We start from the raw sequence: 16,556 nt of genomic DNA on the forward strand, positions 1-16,556 counted from the left end.
CGCATTTTGAAATTTATTTAACAATTTTAAAAGTATAAATACTATTTAACACCGTGCATTAACTTTTTAAGAACAGGGTTTAATAGCATAGAAACTACGCCAATTCCCACAGGAACTAATGTAAATATTAAGAAAAAAGTACTTAACGAATATTCTTCGGTAATTTTATCAATCATACCTCCCATTGTTCCTGCTGCTTTTTGGCCAATAGCTATTGCTAAATACCAAATACCAAACATAAAACCAATCATTCTTCCGGGTACAAGTTTACTAAGGTAAGATAAGCCTACTGGAGAAATACAAAGCTCTCCCATAGTATGAAGTAAATAAGCCAATATTAAAAATATCATACTTACCGATGCTGTTTTTGCACCTTGAGGAATACCCATAGTACCAAATACCAGAATACCAAAACCACCACCTAACAACATAAGACCTATTCCATATTTCATGGCAACACTAGGGTTATACTTACTTTCCCACCATTTAGAAAATAAAGGTGCTAATGTTATAATAAAAAACGAATTTAAAATACCAAACCACGAAGCTCCAACCTCTGTAGCCTCTTTACTAAACTCATTGTTTATTTTGTAATACACCACATACCACAAAAAGGCAAAAGTTAAGGCTAATACAATGTTAGAATATGGAATTTTAGAAAATGTTTTTCTAAATAAAATATAAAGTACCCAAGTAATAATAGCTAAAGGAACTACCGTAAGAATAGAATCTATAATTTTGAAAATTAAAGCTGAATTACCCGTTAAAGCTCTATCTGTGTAATCTCTAGCAAAAAGCGTCATAGAACCTAAAGATTGCTCGAATGCAGCAAAGAAAAACACCGTGAATATTCCGAATATAGAAACTGCAATAATTTTATCTCTTACAATACGGTCGTATCTAGACATTCTAGAAATGATTAAATACAAAAACATAACTAAAGCCAAAAGCACTGTAGCACTGGAGCCATCTAAACTACCAATATTAAAAGGTAATAAGTTAATATTTCCTATTTTTGATATAGGATCGTTAAACAAATATAAAACGCCTCCTATGGCAGATAAAACCATTAAAACCTTATCTAAAGATGTAAAAGGATTTCTTTTTTCGGTAATTACATTTTCCTTAGTTTCAGTACTTTCTTCATTTATATTTGGAGTCAATTCTACTTCGTATACTTTTGATGGTTTCTCTCCAATACTTCCAAATAAATCTTTAGCTAGCCAAAACTGAATTAATCCGCCAAGCATAAAAATACCAGCCAAACCAAAACCGTAACTCCAACCAATATTCTCTGCTAAATATCCGCAAAGCATCATTCCAAAAAAGGCCCCTGCGTTAACCCCCATGTAATAAATGGTATAGGCCCCATCTTTTTTAGACTCTTTGCCTTTATACATTTCAGAAATCATAGAGGTCATATTAGGTTTAAAAAAACCAGTACCAATAACTAATAAACCTAAACCAATGTATAAAGATGCTGTTGTTTCGAAAACCATAGCTAAATGCCCAAGCATCATAATAAAACATCCTATAATTACTGCCCATTTATAGCCTGTAATTTTATCGGCAATATACCCTCCAACAATAGGTGTTAAATATAATAAAGACGAATAGGTACCAATTAAAGCCATGGCATTTTCTCTAGACCATTCCCAACCTGGATTATCGCTTAAAAAAGGTGCGGTTAAAAACAACACCAATAAAATTTTCATTCCGTAGAACGAAAAGCGTTCCCACATTTCTGTAAAAAAAATGACAAATAACCCAGCTGGATGCCCAATTACTTTGTCTTTAAATAGATTTTCGACATCTGTATTCATAAAAAAGAAAATATTTAATAGTTAGTATGAAAAAACTTTATTGCCAAAGTTTTAGTAGGTATCCTTTAATTATCGATTAATTCGAATCCTTCAGCTTCATCATTATTTAAAACACGCTCGCTTTCTTCAGCACCATGTGTTAATCGTTTTAATGGTTTTAAAATTGCTACAAACAACAAACCAATTACTACAGTAAAAATAACAATTCCAGAAAATATAGTAAGCTCTCCAAACTCGCTTGCAGTTTCTCCTATAATTCCTGCCACTTTATTACCTAATCCAGAAGCTGCAAAATAAACCCCCATCATTAACGAAGCGTATTTTACAGGTGCTAGTTTTGTAATAAAAGATAGCGCTACAGGAGATAAACATAATTCGCCAATGGTATGAAAAAGGTAAGCAAGCACCAACCAAATCATACTAGATGTACCAGATCTTTCGAACTCCATAGCTGCAAAAACCATAAATAAAAAGCCTAGTCCCATAATTATAATACCCAAAGCCATTTTAAATAAAGAAGAAGCCTCTTTACCTTTTAGTTTTCTTTTTGCCCAAATACCCGCTACAAACGTGGCAAAAAGAATAATAAAAGCTGCGTTTAAACTTTGAAACATAACAGTTGGAATTTCCCAGCCAAATAAAACTCTATCTGTGTTTGTATCTGTATATAAATTCATTAATCCTCCTGCTTGCTCGAACGCACCCCAAAAGATAATTACCATTATAAACGATAATAATAAAACAAGAAATCTATCTTTATAAACTTGAGTCTCTAACTCTTTGTAAATCATAATTAATAAAGCAGAAATAGCTGTTAAAAATAAAAACAGTAAACCAAACCCCCACTCTAAAACATACCACCCATATATAGATGCTAAAAACAAAACGCCAACTATAATTAATTGTTTAGGCGATTTAAATAACTTAGCATACAAAGCACCGTAAGATACTTCGTTCTCATCATTTTTATTAGGTATAAAGTTACCTACCTCTTCAAGGTACTTTTGTCCAACTATATAATTAATTAATCCTAAAACCATAACAACACCAGCTAGCCCGAAACCAGCGTGCCAACCCCATTTTGCAACTACAGCGCCCACAATTAATGTTGCTAATAAGGACCCTAAATTAATTCCTATATAAAATATACTAAACCCTTTATCTCTTCTAATATCACCCTCCTTATAAAGTCCGCCAACCATTGTAGAGATATTAGGCTTTAATAAACCAACACCTAAAATAACCAAACCTAAGCCTACGTAAAAAGCCCACAAATCTGTCATAACTAAAACACCATGCCCTGCACACAAAATAATAGCACCCCAAAGCACCGCTTTTTTCTGCCCAATTAACTTATCGGCAATCATACCTCCAGGTATAGACATAACATAAACCAACATAGTATACCAACCGTAAAGAGCTAAAGCCTCTTTGCTTGTCCAACCAAGACCTGCCCCGCGATTATCGTCTCCCAAAGCAGAAGTTGTCATGTAAAGCACTAATAGCGCTCGCATTCCATAATAGGAAAAGCGCTCCCACATCTCTGTTAAAAATAAAATATATAAGCCAATTGGTTGGCCAAAAAGTTGTTGTTGATGTGGTTTTAATGCTGGTGCTGCCATATATAATTGTATCGGTTAGTATAATTTTACGCTCTAAAACTTAGAGTATGTGTTTTTTAGGCACGTGTTAATTATTTTTAATTTTATCGCCTAAATTCTCATTGATGAAGTTAGTCATTTTTTTAAACAAATGTAATCTTGTGTTACCACCATAAATACCATGGTTTTTATCGGGATAAATAGCCCAATCAAAAGCTTTATCGGCTTGAATTAAAGCCTCTGTAAGTCGCATTGTATTTTGCAAATGCACATTATCGTCGCTAGACCCATGTACCAAAAGAAAATCGCCTTTAAGTTTATCTGCATGGTTTATAGGTGAGTTTTCGTCGTAACCACTTGCATTTTCTTGAGGTGTTGTCATGTAACGCTCTGTATAAATACTATCGTAAAAACGCCAGCTAGTAACAGGTGCCACAGCTATAGCCATTTTAAACACATTGTTACCTTTAAACAAACAGTTACTACTCATAAAACCACCAAAACTCCACCCCCAAATTCCTACTCTAGAAGCATCTATGTATGTACGTTTCCCTAATATTTTGGCTGCTTCAATTTGGTCTTCAACCTCGTATTTACCTAATTCGTTTTGGGTTACTTTTTTAAACTTAGCTCCTTTAAAACCTGTACCTCTACCATCTATACAAACCACAATATATCCCTGTTGCGCTAGACTTTGATACCAATAATCGTTTGCACTATTCCAGCTATTTGCTACAGATTGAGATCCTGGTCCAGAATATTGTGTCATAAATAAAGGGTATTGCTTAGATGCGTCAAAATCTAACGGTTTTATCATCCACATATTTAAATCGTTACCATTAACATTAATGGTTGTAAATTCTTTTTTAGAAATTTTATATGCAGATAATTTACCCAATAAAGCCTCGTTATCTTTTATATTTTTAATTACATCGCCAGAAACAGCACTGTTTAAAGTGTATCTTGTAGGTATTGAAGCACTAGAAAAAGTGTTGATAAAATAAGAAAAATCGGCACTAAAATCGGCATTATTAGTTCCTTCATTTTTCGATAATCTCTTTTTATTACGTCCATTTAGTTTAACAGAATACACATCTCTATTTATCGATCCGTTTTCTACAGACTGATAAAAAATATTTCCAGATTTATCGTCGTAACCATAATAACTAGTTACCTCCCAATTACCTTTAGTAACTTGATTTATAAGAGCGCCTTTTTTATCATAGTGATAAATATGATTAAACCCATCCTTTTCACTTGTCCAAATAAAGCTATTATCCTTTAAAAATGTTAAATTATCTGTTACATCAACATAAGCATCATCTGTTTCTGTAAGTACCAAATTTGTTTTATTTGTTTTAGAATTTATCATCCATAAATCCAACTCGTTTTGTTTTCTGTTTAAAAACTGAGCACTTAGCACATCGGCATTATTAGTCCATTTTATTCTAGGAATATAAAAGTCCGTATATGTTTTTTGAACAAGAACTTGTTTAGACAATTTATCGTTTACATGGTAAATATGCAAAGACACTTCAGAGTTTGCTTCTCCTGCTTTTGGGTATTTAAAAACCTGTTGTGTTTGGTATAACCCTGTACCGTAAACATCCATAGAGAACTCTGGAACGTTAGTTTCGTCAAACCTTAAAAAAGCAATTTGATTACTATCTTTATTCCACTCAAAGGCACGAACAAAGCTTAATTCTTCTTCGTAAACCCAATCGGTAATACCATTAATAACCTTATTTTTTTCGCCATCGGCTGTAATTTGCAGCGTTACTTCTGTTTGTAAATCTTTAACATACAAATTGTTATTAAGTCCGTAAGCCACTTTTGTACCATCTGGAGAAAAAGTTGGCTCTTGAATTTTATCTGTAGAAATAATAGTTGCTGTAGAATCGCTAATATTATAAACATAGTAATGTCCAAGAGACGACCTTCTATAAATGGCCTCTTCGTTTGTAGCTAAAATAATTTTGCTCTCGTCGCTACTAAACTTGTAATCAGAAAAATATCTTAAATCTTTTAAATTAGCAGAACTAACAAGTGTTTTAGTTTTACTTAATGTTTTATAATCGTAAATATCTATAGATGTAGCTCCAGCATCTCTATCAAAATTTAAAACAGAATATTGTTGTCCATTTTTCATAGAATGTAGCACATCCATGCCTTGCATTCTAAAAGCGCCACCCCAAATCTCCTGCAAACCAATCGTTTTGGTCTGAGCATTAAGGTTTAAAACAAAAAACAAGCTTACAAAAAGAGAGAATTTTAGGTAATTCATAAAAAAAGATGTTTATTTCATAAAATATCGGCAAGTTTACTAAAAATTCTTCAAAAAGCACAACGTATTAACACTTAAATAACCTAGTTACAGTACATATTAGTAATTCGAGTGAAGAGTCTTATATTTGTCGCTTAAAAACAAAGCTATTATGAGCAAAGCTATTTCTGGGTTTTCTAAACTGTCAAAATCTCAAAAAATTGATTGGATTGTTAACACTTATTTTTCTGATTCTGAAAATGCAAAACAGGTTTTAAAACAGTATTGGAATGATGATAAAAAAATCCAGCAGCTTCATGATGAGTTTATAGAAAACACCATAACTAACTATTATTTGCCATTAGGTATAGCTCCAAATTTTTTAATAAACAACAAACTATACACCATACCAATGGCTATAGAAGAAAGCTCTGTTGTTGCAGCTGCTAGTAAAGCTGCTAAATTTTGGCTAGATAGAGGAGGCTTTAAAACAAGGGTAATTTCTACAACTAAAATTGGTCAAGTTCATTTTATGTATCATGGGCGTTTAGAGGCGCTTCAAAACTTTTTTAATACCATTAAAGCAAAGCTGATAAGCGATACCGAAGTTATTACCAAAAACATGAAAAAACGTGGTGGAGGTATTATTGATATCGAATTAATAGATAAAACCCAAGCGCTTGAAGGCTATTATCAGCTCCATGCTTCGTTTGAAACTTTGGATGCCATGGGTGCCAACTTTATTAATTCGTGTTTAGAACAGTTTGCAAAAACTTTAAAAAACGAGGCATTAACTTTTGATAATTTTTCTGCGGAAGAAAAAAATATTGAGGTAGTTATGAGTATTCTTTCTAACTACGTGCCAGACTGCTTAGTTCGAGCAGAAGTAAGTTGTAAAGTTGAAGATTTAAGCGAAAACAAATCTGTATCTGGCCATGAGTTTGCTAACAAATTTGTACAAGCTGTTAATATAGCCAAAGTGGAGCCCTATAGAGCAGTTACTCATAATAAAGGTATAATGAATGGTATAGACGCTGTTGTTTTGGCCACTGGAAACGATTTTAGAGCTGTGGAAGCTGGTGTACACGCTTATGCTGCAAAAAATGGAAAATACAGTAGTTTAACTCATGCTAAAATAGAAAATGGCATTTTTACTTTTTGGATGGAAATACCTCTAGCTTTGGGTACTGTTGGTGGATTAACAGGCTTACACCCGCTTGTTAAATTAGCTTTAGAATTATTAGACAAGCCATCTGCTAAAGAACTTATGCAAATAGTTGCTGTTGCTGGGTTAGCTCAAAATTTCGCTGCTTTACGCTCATTAACAACAACGGGAATACAACAAGGGCACATGAAAATGCACCTAACAAACATACTTAACCAATTTGAAGCTAACGAGATTGAAAAACAAAAACTTACAGAGCATTTTAAAACAAACACCGTAACCCATAGCGCTGTGGTTAAAGCCATAAATGCACTAAGAATTAAAAACTAATTATTTTATTAATGAAAAGCTTTAGAAGTAACGGTAAATTATTAATATCTGGAGAATACTTAGTTCTAGATGGTGCTTGCGCACTTGCCATACCTACTAAATACGGGCAAACTTTAAGCATAGAACCTATAGAAGAACCTCTAATTATTTGGAAAAGTTTAGATTTTAAAAATAACGTTTGGTTTGAAGGCCAGTATCATCTTGATGATATAAAAACACAATATTTAAACCCAGTAGAACCAAATAATATAGCACAACGTCTTATCCAAATTCTAGTAGCTGCAAAAACCTTAAATAAAGATTTTTTAGCACAGCCAACTGGCTTTAAAGTAACAACTACCCTCGATTTTCCGCAGCATTGGGGTTTAGGCACATCGTCTACTTTAATTAACAATATAGCCCAGTGGGCAAACATTAACCCCTACACATTATTAGCCAACACCTTTGGAGGTAGTGGTTACGACATTGCTTGCGCACAAAGCAACACACCTATAACATATCTATTAAACAAAAAAACACCTATTAGCAACTCTGTATATTTTAACCCAAAATTTTCTAACCACATATACTTTGTTTACCTTAATAAAAAACAAAATAGTAGAGACGGAATAGCCCAATACAAAGCCAATAGAGGCGATTACAAAAAAGCTATTTCTAAAATAAACAACCTTACAAGTAAAATGATTTTAGCTAGCACTCTAGAAACATTTAACAATCTTATAACTGAGCACGAAAACATTGTTGCACAGATAATTAAGCAACCCACAGTAAAAGCAAAATTATTTGCAGATTTTAAAGGTGAAATAAAAAGTCTAGGTGCTTGGGGTGGCGATTTTATTTTAGTGACTTCTAAAACAGACCCAGTGCCCTATTTTAATAAAAAAGGATTTGACACCGTTTTACATTACAAAGACATGGTACTGTAAAATATTATTAATTAGACAACGCTATTTTAAGTCCCATTAAAATAAAAACCAATCCGCTAACTCTACCAATCCATATCCCCGTTTTAGGGTTGCTTCTTATTTTTTCTGAAAACTCACTAGCAAACAAGGTTAAAATTAAATACCAAACAATGCCTATTACTGCATATGTAAAGCCCAATAACAGATAAGGAATAGGATTATCTATTTGCGACGGAGTTACAAATTGAGGAAAAAATGCCAAAAAGAATAATGCAACTTTCGGATTTAAAGAATTTGTTATAAAACCAGACCAAAAATCATTTTTCGAACTAACTGCCTGTTCTTTTTCTGTATTTTCTGACAAAACACCTATGTTGTTTTTTAATTTTAAATACCCTGCATATATTAAATAACAAGCACCTGCATATTTAATTATAGAAAACGCTAAAACCGATTTAGACAATAAAACAGAAACACCTATAGCAGCTAAAAAAGTATGCGTTAATACCCCTGTATTAACACCTAGTGTGGCATAAACCCCAGATTTTCTACCTTGCCCAATAGACTTGTTTAAAACAAAAACAGTATCCATGCCAGGTGTCATTACAAAAAACAAAGCAGAAACCATGTAGGTTAGTAAATTTTCGATTCCCATAGCCAATAAATTTAAATTATAAGACAAAGGACGTATTTTGACAGGTATTGAAAAATACATATTTTTACATTATTAATGCAAAAAACGCATTACTAATGACAACACAACATATAAAGCATTTTTTAATACTTGCTAACGAATTACATTTTTGGAAAGCTGCCGAGAAAGCATTTATATCTCAATCGTCCCTAAGCAGACAAATACAAACTTTAGAAGACGAAATTAATGTGCAACTTTTTGAGAGAGATAAAAGAAATGTAAAACTTACTGATGCGGGCTTATTTCTTAAACATAAATGGACTGATGTTATAAACAATCTGGACCAAATTAATAAGCAGGCAAAGAAAATTGATGAAGGTATTACTGGCTTTGTCTCTATTACATATCCTGGATCTATAGCCTTTAGTTATTTACCTAAATTTCTTGAGTTACTAAATATTAATTTACCAGATTTAAAACTAGAGCTTACCGAACCTAAAGACGAAGGCCATGAAAAACTACTACTCGATTACCAAACCGATATTGCTTTTAGCAGAGACCCAATACAAAACATAAACATTAATTCTTATAAACTAAACACCGAAGTGATTTGCTTGGTTGTACCACAAAACCATTGGTTAAATAAAGACACTTTACAAAAATTAAGCGATTTAAAAGATGAAAAATTTATTATTACTGGCTTACACAAAAAGACATTTTTTGCTTCGCTTTTAAGACATTTTTTTAATACTCATAATTTTGAACCTAAAACTGTAATTGAATCAGATTTTGGAGGCATGATTATAAATTTAGTTTCTAAAGGGCTTGGAATTTCTATTCTTCCACTATCTTTTAAATTTTCTTATGCTAGTAACGTTAGGTTTATTGAATTAGATAAACACATAGATTTATATGTAAGTTGGAGAAAAAGCGAAGTAAATAAAACAACCGAAAAGGTAATTAACTACGCCAAACAAATAGAAATTAAATATTGATTTTATAAACCTAACAGACACTTTACTATAAGCCTTAAAACTTTGCAGACACTAAATTAATTATTGAATAAAAAAACAAATAACGTTTACTCGAAACGAATGGCTTTTACTGGCGATATTTTTGTAATAATATAAGATGGCACCAATAACATAAGCAAACATAGTACAAGCGTACCAATGTTTAAGGCCACTATATAGGTTAAACTTATATAAACTGGCGCTTCGGTAACATAATAAACACTTGGATCTAACGGAAATAATTTAAAATATTTTTGTGTAAAAAGTAATGCTAGACCAAGTATGTTACCTAAAATTAATCCGCGAATTATTAAATAAGATGCATTGTACAAAAAAAGTTTACGCACACTCCAATTGTTACTTCCTAAAGCTTTTAAAATGCCTATCATTTGGGTGCGCTCTAGTATTAAAACTAATAATGCAGTTATCATATTTATACCAGCAACTAGTATCATGATGCCAATAATACCGTATATGTTTTTGTCAAAAATTTTAATCCACTCGAAAATAGTTGGAAATTTATCTGTTACCCTGTAAGAATCTACCAGTGTTGGTAGTTGTTTATGAATGGCTTTCCATTTAGCATCTAACTGGTTGTAATCGTCTATAAAAACTTCGAAATTGCCTACTTGCGTGCTATCCCATTTTTTTATACGTTGCATGTGCCTAATATCTCCAATAACATAAGTTGCATCAAAATCCTGAAAACCAGAATTATAAACACCTACAATAGTATATGTTATAATATTAGGCATTTTCTCTGGATCGTCTTTTGCAAAGACCATTTGGAAATTTTGATTTACTTTAAACCCCAATCTATTAGCTAAATATTGAGATATTAAAACCTCTTGATTTCTTTTATGGGTGTAGTCTGGCAAACGTCCTTCTAGTAAAAACTCTTTAAAGTAATCCCATTTATAATCTGCTCCAACACCTTTTAGCACAACACCTTCAAAATCGGTTTCGGTACGAATAATTCCAAATTTTGTTATTACACCTTGTATATGGTTTACACCTTCTACACTATTAAATTCGGGGTAAAAATCTTGATTTGTAGATACTGGCACCACGCTTTCTTGCGAATTATTACTATCGTAATTTGTTATGGTTATATGGCCATTAAAGGCAACCACTTTATCGCGTATTTTTTGCTGTAACCCAATTCCTGTTGCAATAGCAATCATCATAACTATAATTCCTATAGCAATTGCTGCAATACCAATTTTTATTATTGGCGCCGAAATGCTACTTTTATACGCTTTACTGCTATTAATGCGTTTTGCTATAAAATACTCGTAATTCAAATTTTACTTATGCGATTTAATGTTTTCAAAAATACAGTTTTATTATTTGTTTTAGTCATGATTTCTTGCGCAAACTTATCTAAAGAAAAAGACAAAAAAGAAATAACGAAAGTCGAAACTAAAAAAGAGATTAATAACGACGTTGTAACCAATAATAAAATTATTATGGGTGCTAACCAAACTGAAAATTATTTACCATTACTAAACGGTAAACGTGTTGGTATTGTTGCAAACCAAACTAGTGTAATTTTTAAAAATAATATTAAAAATAGTTACACGCATTTGGTAGACTCTTTAAAGTCTTTACAAGTAAATATAAAAAAGGTGTTTTCGCCAGAGCATGGTTTTCGTGGTCGTGTTGATGCAGGAGAGCTAGTAAAAGATGGTATTGATACAAAAACAAATTTACCCATTGTTTCGCTTTACGGAAAAAACAAAAAACCAACAAAAGAGCAACTTAGCGATTTAGATCTTGTAATTTTTGACATACAAGATGTAGGTGTGCGTTTTTACACTTACATATCTACTTTACATTACGTTATGGAGGCTTGTGCAGAACAAGGCATTTCTGTTTTAATTTTAGATAGACCAAACCCTAATGGGCATTATATTGACGGACCCACATTAAAAACTGAAAACAAAAGCTTTTTAGGCATGCACCCTATTCCTTTAGTACACGGTATGACTATTGGCGAATATGCACAAATGATAAATGGCGAGAAGTGGCTAAAAAATAATGCGCAATGCGATATCCATATAATTTCTATAAAAAATTATACGCACAATACTTATTACAGTTTACCTATTAGGCCTTCGCCAAATTTACCTAACGATCAAGCTATAAAACTATACCCTAGTTTAGGCCTTTTTGAAGGCACAAATATTAATGCTGGTCGTGGTACAGAGTTTCAATTTCAAAGATATGGCGCTCCTTTTTTAGACAAAAAAGTGCTTTCTTTTAATTACACACCAATTGCCAATTTTGGAGCCCAACACCCAAAACACAAAAATGTTGTTTGCTATGGTGAAGATTTAAAAGACGAGCAACTATATGGCGTTATGACTTTAAAGTGGATTATTAAAGCTTATAAAAATACAACAGACAAATCGTTATTTTTTAATACTGCCAATTTTACAAAGCATGCAGGAACTAACGATTTACAAAAACAAATAGAATCTGGTTTAAGTGAAAATGATATTAAAGCAACTTGGAGTAACGACTTAAAAGCTTTTAAGAAAACTAGAAGCAAGTATTTAATTTATAACTAATAGCTACTTAATGGTTGGTCTTCTGTATTTCTGAAATGGCTGCTTTAATAAACCTTTAATGCTTCCGTTTTCTTTTTCGTCTGGAAAAACATCGACACCATAGATAATTTTATCTCGATCTAACTCCATATAAGTTCCAAATAATCGATCCCAAACCGAAAATATATTTCCGTAATTAGAATCTGTGTAAGGCAGCATATAATGGTGATGTACTTTATGCATGTCTGGCGATACAATAAAATAACTTAAAGCCTTATCTACCTTTTTAGGTAACCTAATATTGGCATGGGTAAATTGAGTACCTATAATAGATAAAGATTGATATAGCATAACAATACCCATTGGTGCGCCAATAAGTACAACACCTAACAATGTAAAAGTAAAACGAATAACACTCTCTAAAGGGTGATGCCTGTTTGCTGTGGTGGTATCTACACTATGATCTGAGTGGTGTACCAAATGCACCATCCAAAGTGGCGACACCTTATGCTCGACTAAGTGAGACAAATAGGCACCAAAAAAATCCATAAAAAACACACCAACAATAGCGTATACCCATAAAGGCATTTCTGGCAACCAATTAAGTAAACCAAAGTTATTAGCCATAACCCAATCTGACGATTTAAGCAATAAAAAAGCCAAGGCAAAATTTATAACAACAGTAGTTAATGTAAAAAAAATGTTAGGAAGTGCGTGCTGCCATTTATTGTATTTAAACTTAAATAAAGGCACCGCCCCTTCTATAAGCCAAAAAATAGTTAAGCCTCCAACTAAAATTATAGCTCGATGCTGAGATGGTATGTTCTCGAAATAAGTTAAAAAAGCCTCCATTACATATTTAGTTTTCACTAAATATACAATTCTAAAATAAACTATGCATGCATAATTTATTTTTTCTATTCAATACAGGTTAAGAAATTATGGTTTTATATAACTAAACTTACTTTATTAGTTTTTTCATCGTTTCTACAATATTAAAAGCTGCAGGACAAATAGCAACGTTTTTTAAAGTTAGATTAGATATTTGCTGAAACTTTTTTCTATCTGTATGCGGAAATTCTCTGCATGCTTTAGGGCGCACATCGTAAATAGAACAGTAATTATCGGCTCCTAAAAAAGTACAAGGTACAGATTGTAAAACGTAGTCGTTATCTTCGTCTATACGCAAATACTGAGCAATAAACTGCTGTGTTTTCATTCTAAAATGCTTGGCTACTCTATCTACATCTTTATCGGTAAACAAGGGACCTGTAGTTTTACAGCAATTGGCACACTCTAAACAATCTGTTTTTTCAAACTCTTGCTCATGCAAATCTTCCATGATATAATCTAAGTTTTTAGGTGGCCTCTTTTTTAATTTAACAAAGAATTTTTTATTCTCGTTATGCTTATCTTTGGCTTGTTTTGGAAGATTATTTATAATGTTTTGCATACTGCAAAAATAATATTTTTAGTTATTACTAATAATGAATAACAAAAGTAATACTTACAACACAGCTATTAATTTAACAGATTTGCTTACACTTAAATAATGTTGCACTGATAACCATACTATGAAAGACCTTTTTGGACATGCTTTACTAGATTATCATAATGGTAACTATACTGAAGATATTATAACCTCCACAAGTATATCGGGCGAGGATGAATTACCTCTACCCTATTTATTTCGAGATATAACAGATATGCCTAAACTTGAAAAAAAGGCTTTAAAACTTGCTAAAGGCTCTATTCTAGATGTTGGTTGCGGTTCGGGAAGCCATAGCTTACACCTTCAAAAAAAAGGAAATACTGTTAAAGCTATAGACATATCTAAAGGCGCTATTGAAGTAACAAAAAAACGAGGTGTTTTAAATGCAGAAGTAAAAGCGCTTTTGGACGAAACTGATACTTTTAACACTATTTTATTGTTAATGAATGGTACCGGAATTTTTCAAGAGCTTAGCCAAGTGTCTAAATACTTATCGCATTTAAAAAGTTTACTTAAAATTAACGGACAAATTTTAATAGATTCTTCGGATATTAAATACATGTACGAAGACGAAGATGGTGGTTATTGGATGGACACCAATGCTGGTTATTATGGCGAACTCGATTACTTTTTACAATATAAAGGCAAAAAGGAATTACCTATGAAGTGGTTATACTTAGATATAAATACCTTGAATTTAGCCTGCGAAACTGTTGGTTTAAAATGTGAACTTGTTTTTGAAGGCGAACATTTTGATTATTTGGCTAAACTGACTATTAAGTAACTTTTTATTACTATAAAACACATTGTAATTCAGTTTTTCTGAAGCTTAAAATACCTAAAACTCCTTTTGTTCGTACTCTAGCGTTAAGGATTGATGCGACATCCTTTTTAAAAAGAGGAAATATATAAACCTTAATTAAAACAACACACCAACAAACTACCTATGCTCTTATATCTTTATACTAATACTTTTAAAAAGATATAGCGGAAAGCCTGACCCTTGTGGTAACGCACAAAACAACAATTTACTGTAATTAGAAATCGAATTTATAGGTGGCTCCTGCTAAAAATTGGATACTTTGCACCGGAAAATTTTGCCAACGTTGATAGCCCTCGTTTGCTATGTTATTAATTTTTAAAAATGCCGAAATTTGATCTGTTATATGGTAACCCACATGCGCATTTGCATCGAAATAACTATCTAAATTTACCGTAAGTGGGCTTGCTGTAGATGCACCATCGTTTAAATAAAACTGATCTTTACGCTCTCCTACAAAAAACAGGTTGGCTCCTGTAAACCAATGGCTGTCTATTTGGTAGTCTAAAAAAGCAGATCCTTTTATATCTGGTAAGTTCCAGGCTTCGGTTTCGTTATCTGTAGAGTAACTAAAATACTCGGCTTTTAAGCCTAATTTAAAGTTTCTATTTACATCAAAATTTATTTCGCCTACAAATCCAAAGGTCGATATATCGTCGTAAATCATACCAAAAGAGTTACCATAAGAGTATGCTTGACTTGTTAATGTAATGTCGTTATTTTTATAAAGTGCCTTGTTTTTTTCGGAGGTGTAACTACCACTAACATTATAGCTCATATGGCTTGAGAGTTTACCTTTTAAACCTACGTAAGCGTTGTACTGCTTATCTGTTGGAGTTATAAATAAGGTTGGAGACACAAAATTATTTTCGTTTGCGAAATCGTGATAAGAATTCTGGATTAAATCTCCCTCTATACCTCCATAAGCAATTAACACATCGCTTACCAACCTGTAGGTTGCTGTTACATTTGGATAGATAAAAAACTTACTTTCTCCTGCTTCGGTATCGTTTAAATAATATGCAGAAACGCCAAGGTTAACAGTTAAATCGTCTTGTTTTAATTGGTAGGTTGGACTAAGACCTACTTGAAAATTGCCATAATCTAAAGGTGTATTAGTTTGGTAATTTCTATCGAAAGATCCGCCTAGGTAATCTATTTTAAATTCGGTTGAGATTTCTTCTCTATTAACAGGCACATCTACCGTTGCTTTAAGAGTTAATCTATTTTCTCCTGAGCCTTGGTTGTCTGCAAAACGTCTAAAAAGCACACTACCAGAATTTATATAGGTATCTTCGAAAGTAACATCTCCACCTATATGCACATCGAAAAAGGTATGATCTGTTTCTATATTATCTGCTCTAGCGGTTGCTATTTGAGATTCTGGTACACCGTACCAATTATACATTTGATGCTGAAAACCACCTTCTACATTCCAAGCTAAATCGCGTAATCTGGTTGTGTAATTGGCTTTTAATTTTGTGTTAGAAAACTTATCGTCGAACATTAAGTTTTCTATACCGCCAGCCGATGAATGGTGACTTACGTAACCGCCAACACTCTCGTTACGACTAATGGCATGATTTAAATACACTTCGCCCAAAATGGTTGTGTATGTACCCACACCAAGTGTAGCGTAATTATCGTATAACTTTATTGGTTTTGCCTTTTCTACTACCGCAGCTTTTCCTTTTGCTGGCGTAAATGTTGATGCTACTGGAAACGAAAAAATATTGTATTTTATTTCTTTTTTAGAGTCTGTAACAGCATCGTCTAGAGACGGTACTTCTTTTACTTTAAAGGCATCGGATATTGATGGTGCATAAGGTTTTACGACGTCTATAACTCCTGTTTTAATAGTATCTGCTTCTTGTTCTTGTGAAAAAACAACCGACGCACTTAAAGTAAGTATTACTGATAGTGTGATTTTTATGTGCTTACGCATATGTTTTGATTTT

At 32.6% G+C, this 16,556-nt stretch carries 13 protein-coding genes; 5 read left to right on the forward strand and 8 right to left on the reverse strand.

Features of this window, described 5'->3' with window-relative positions:
- Positions 1-41: 41 nt before the first annotated feature.
- The 3 genes from ABD715_RS13920 to ABD715_RS13930 all read right to left on the reverse strand — a co-directional run bounded on the left by ABD715_RS13920 (position 42) and on the right by ABD715_RS13930 (position 5,708).
- The gene (locus ABD715_RS13920; protein WP_344788894.1) at positions 42-1,823 is read right to left on the reverse strand and encodes a peptide MFS transporter; all 1,782 of its coding nucleotides are present in this window, start codon (positions 1,821-1,823) and stop codon (positions 42-44) included.
- A gap of 65 nt (positions 1,824-1,888) precedes the next feature.
- Positions 1,889-3,445, reverse strand: a complete 1,557-nt coding sequence (locus ABD715_RS13925) for a peptide MFS transporter (RefSeq protein WP_344788895.1) — start codon at positions 3,443-3,445, stop codon at positions 1,889-1,891.
- A gap of 67 nt (positions 3,446-3,512) precedes the next feature.
- Entirely contained in the window at positions 3,513-5,708 is a 2,196-nt protein-coding gene (locus ABD715_RS13930; RefSeq protein ID WP_344788896.1) for a S9 family peptidase, read from the reverse strand.
- Positions 5,709-5,835: 127 nt separating this feature from the next.
- Between ABD715_RS13930 and ABD715_RS13935 the strand changes: the two genes are divergently transcribed.
- Together ABD715_RS13935 and ABD715_RS13940 are read left to right on the forward strand one after the other, a co-directional pair.
- Complete coding sequence (locus ABD715_RS13935; protein WP_344788897.1) at positions 5,836-7,182, forward strand: hydroxymethylglutaryl-CoA reductase, degradative; 1,347 nt, start codon at positions 5,836-5,838, stop codon at positions 7,180-7,182.
- Between the two features lie 11 nt (positions 7,183-7,193).
- On the forward strand, positions 7,194-8,108 hold the full coding sequence (locus ABD715_RS13940; RefSeq protein WP_344788898.1) for a GYDIA family GHMP kinase: 915 nt from the start codon (positions 7,194-7,196) through the stop codon (positions 8,106-8,108).
- Between the two features lie 7 nt (positions 8,109-8,115).
- Here ABD715_RS13940 and ABD715_RS13945 read toward each other — a convergent pair whose 3' ends face one another.
- The gene (locus tag ABD715_RS13945; RefSeq protein ID WP_344788899.1) at positions 8,116-8,742 is read right to left on the reverse strand and encodes a LysE family translocator; all 627 of its coding nucleotides are present in this window, start codon (positions 8,740-8,742) and stop codon (positions 8,116-8,118) included.
- Between the two features lie 95 nt (positions 8,743-8,837).
- Between ABD715_RS13945 and ABD715_RS13950 the strand changes: the two genes are divergently transcribed.
- On the forward strand, positions 8,838-9,716 hold the full coding sequence (locus ABD715_RS13950; RefSeq protein ID WP_344788900.1) for a LysR substrate-binding domain-containing protein: 879 nt from the start codon (positions 8,838-8,840) through the stop codon (positions 9,714-9,716).
- Between the two features lie 86 nt (positions 9,717-9,802).
- Here ABD715_RS13950 and ABD715_RS13955 read toward each other — a convergent pair whose 3' ends face one another.
- Positions 9,803-11,038 carry an ABC transporter permease gene (locus ABD715_RS13955; protein ID WP_344788901.1) on the reverse strand — a complete coding sequence of 412 codons (1,236 nt, stop codon included), beginning with the start codon at positions 11,036-11,038 and terminating at the stop codon, positions 9,803-9,805.
- Positions 11,039-11,095: 57 nt separating this feature from the next.
- On the opposite strand from ABD715_RS13955, the gene ABD715_RS13960 reads away from it, so the two are divergent.
- A complete protein-coding gene (locus ABD715_RS13960; protein WP_425567977.1) occupies positions 11,096-12,307 on the forward strand; it encodes an exo-beta-N-acetylmuramidase NamZ family protein in 1,212 nt (403 codons plus the stop codon).
- A gap of 3 nt (positions 12,308-12,310) precedes the next feature.
- On the opposite strand, the gene ABD715_RS13965 is transcribed toward ABD715_RS13960, so the two are convergent.
- Together ABD715_RS13965 and ABD715_RS13970 are read right to left on the reverse strand one after the other, a co-directional pair.
- Positions 12,311-13,138, reverse strand: coding sequence for a sterol desaturase family protein (locus ABD715_RS13965; protein ID WP_344789211.1), 828 nt, complete (start codon positions 13,136-13,138; stop codon positions 12,311-12,313).
- A gap of 109 nt (positions 13,139-13,247) precedes the next feature.
- Entirely contained in the window at positions 13,248-13,739 is a 492-nt protein-coding gene (locus ABD715_RS13970; protein ID WP_344788903.1) for a YkgJ family cysteine cluster protein, read from the reverse strand.
- A gap of 121 nt (positions 13,740-13,860) precedes the next feature.
- On the opposite strand from ABD715_RS13970, the gene ABD715_RS13975 reads away from it, so the two are divergent.
- The gene (locus ABD715_RS13975) at positions 13,861-14,562 is read left to right on the forward strand and encodes a class I SAM-dependent methyltransferase (RefSeq protein WP_344788904.1); all 702 of its coding nucleotides are present in this window, start codon (positions 13,861-13,863) and stop codon (positions 14,560-14,562) included.
- A 253-nt stretch (positions 14,563-14,815) separates the two neighbouring features.
- Here the strand turns inward: ABD715_RS13975 and ABD715_RS13980 are convergent, their stop codons facing one another.
- Positions 14,816-16,543 (reverse strand): TonB-dependent receptor, encoded by a 1,728-nt coding sequence (locus tag ABD715_RS13980; RefSeq protein WP_344788905.1) that lies wholly within the window; start codon positions 16,541-16,543, stop codon positions 14,816-14,818.
- Positions 16,544-16,556: the final 13 nt, after the last annotated feature.

It is taken from the genome of Postechiella marina, assembly GCF_039538365.1.
Classification (GTDB): Bacteria; Bacteroidota; Bacteroidia; order Flavobacteriales; family Flavobacteriaceae; genus Postechiella; species Postechiella marina.

Excerpts from the sequence above, each read along its gene's own strand:
- ABD715_RS13920 (WP_344788894.1), bottom strand. The coding sequence starts at position 1,823 with ATGAATACAGATGTCGAAAATCTATTTAAAGACAAAGTAATTGGGCAT.
- ABD715_RS13925 (WP_344788895.1), bottom strand. The coding sequence starts at position 3,445 with ATGGCAGCACCAGCATTAAAACCACATCAACAACAACTTTTTGGCCAA.
- ABD715_RS13930 (WP_344788896.1), bottom strand. The coding sequence starts at position 5,708 with ATGAATTACCTAAAATTCTCTCTTTTTGTAAGCTTGTTTTTTGTTTTA.
- ABD715_RS13940 (WP_344788898.1), top strand. The coding sequence starts at position 7,194 with ATGAAAAGCTTTAGAAGTAACGGTAAATTATTAATATCTGGAGAATAC.
- ABD715_RS13945 (WP_344788899.1), bottom strand. The coding sequence starts at position 8,742 with ATGGGAATCGAAAATTTACTAACCTACATGGTTTCTGCTTTGTTTTTT.
- ABD715_RS13950 (WP_344788900.1), top strand. The coding sequence starts at position 8,838 with ATGACAACACAACATATAAAGCATTTTTTAATACTTGCTAACGAATTA.
- ABD715_RS13960 (WP_425567977.1), top strand. The coding sequence starts at position 11,096 with ATGATTTCTTGCGCAAACTTATCTAAAGAAAAAGACAAAAAAGAAATA.
- ABD715_RS13965 (WP_344789211.1), bottom strand. The coding sequence starts at position 13,138 with ATGGAGGCTTTTTTAACTTATTTCGAGAACATACCATCTCAGCATCGA.
- ABD715_RS13970 (WP_344788903.1), bottom strand. The coding sequence starts at position 13,739 with ATGCAAAACATTATAAATAATCTTCCAAAACAAGCCAAAGATAAGCAT.
- ABD715_RS13975 (WP_344788904.1), top strand. The coding sequence starts at position 13,861 with ATGAAAGACCTTTTTGGACATGCTTTACTAGATTATCATAATGGTAAC.
- ABD715_RS13980 (WP_344788905.1), bottom strand. The coding sequence starts at position 16,543 with ATGCGTAAGCACATAAAAATCACACTATCAGTAATACTTACTTTAAGT.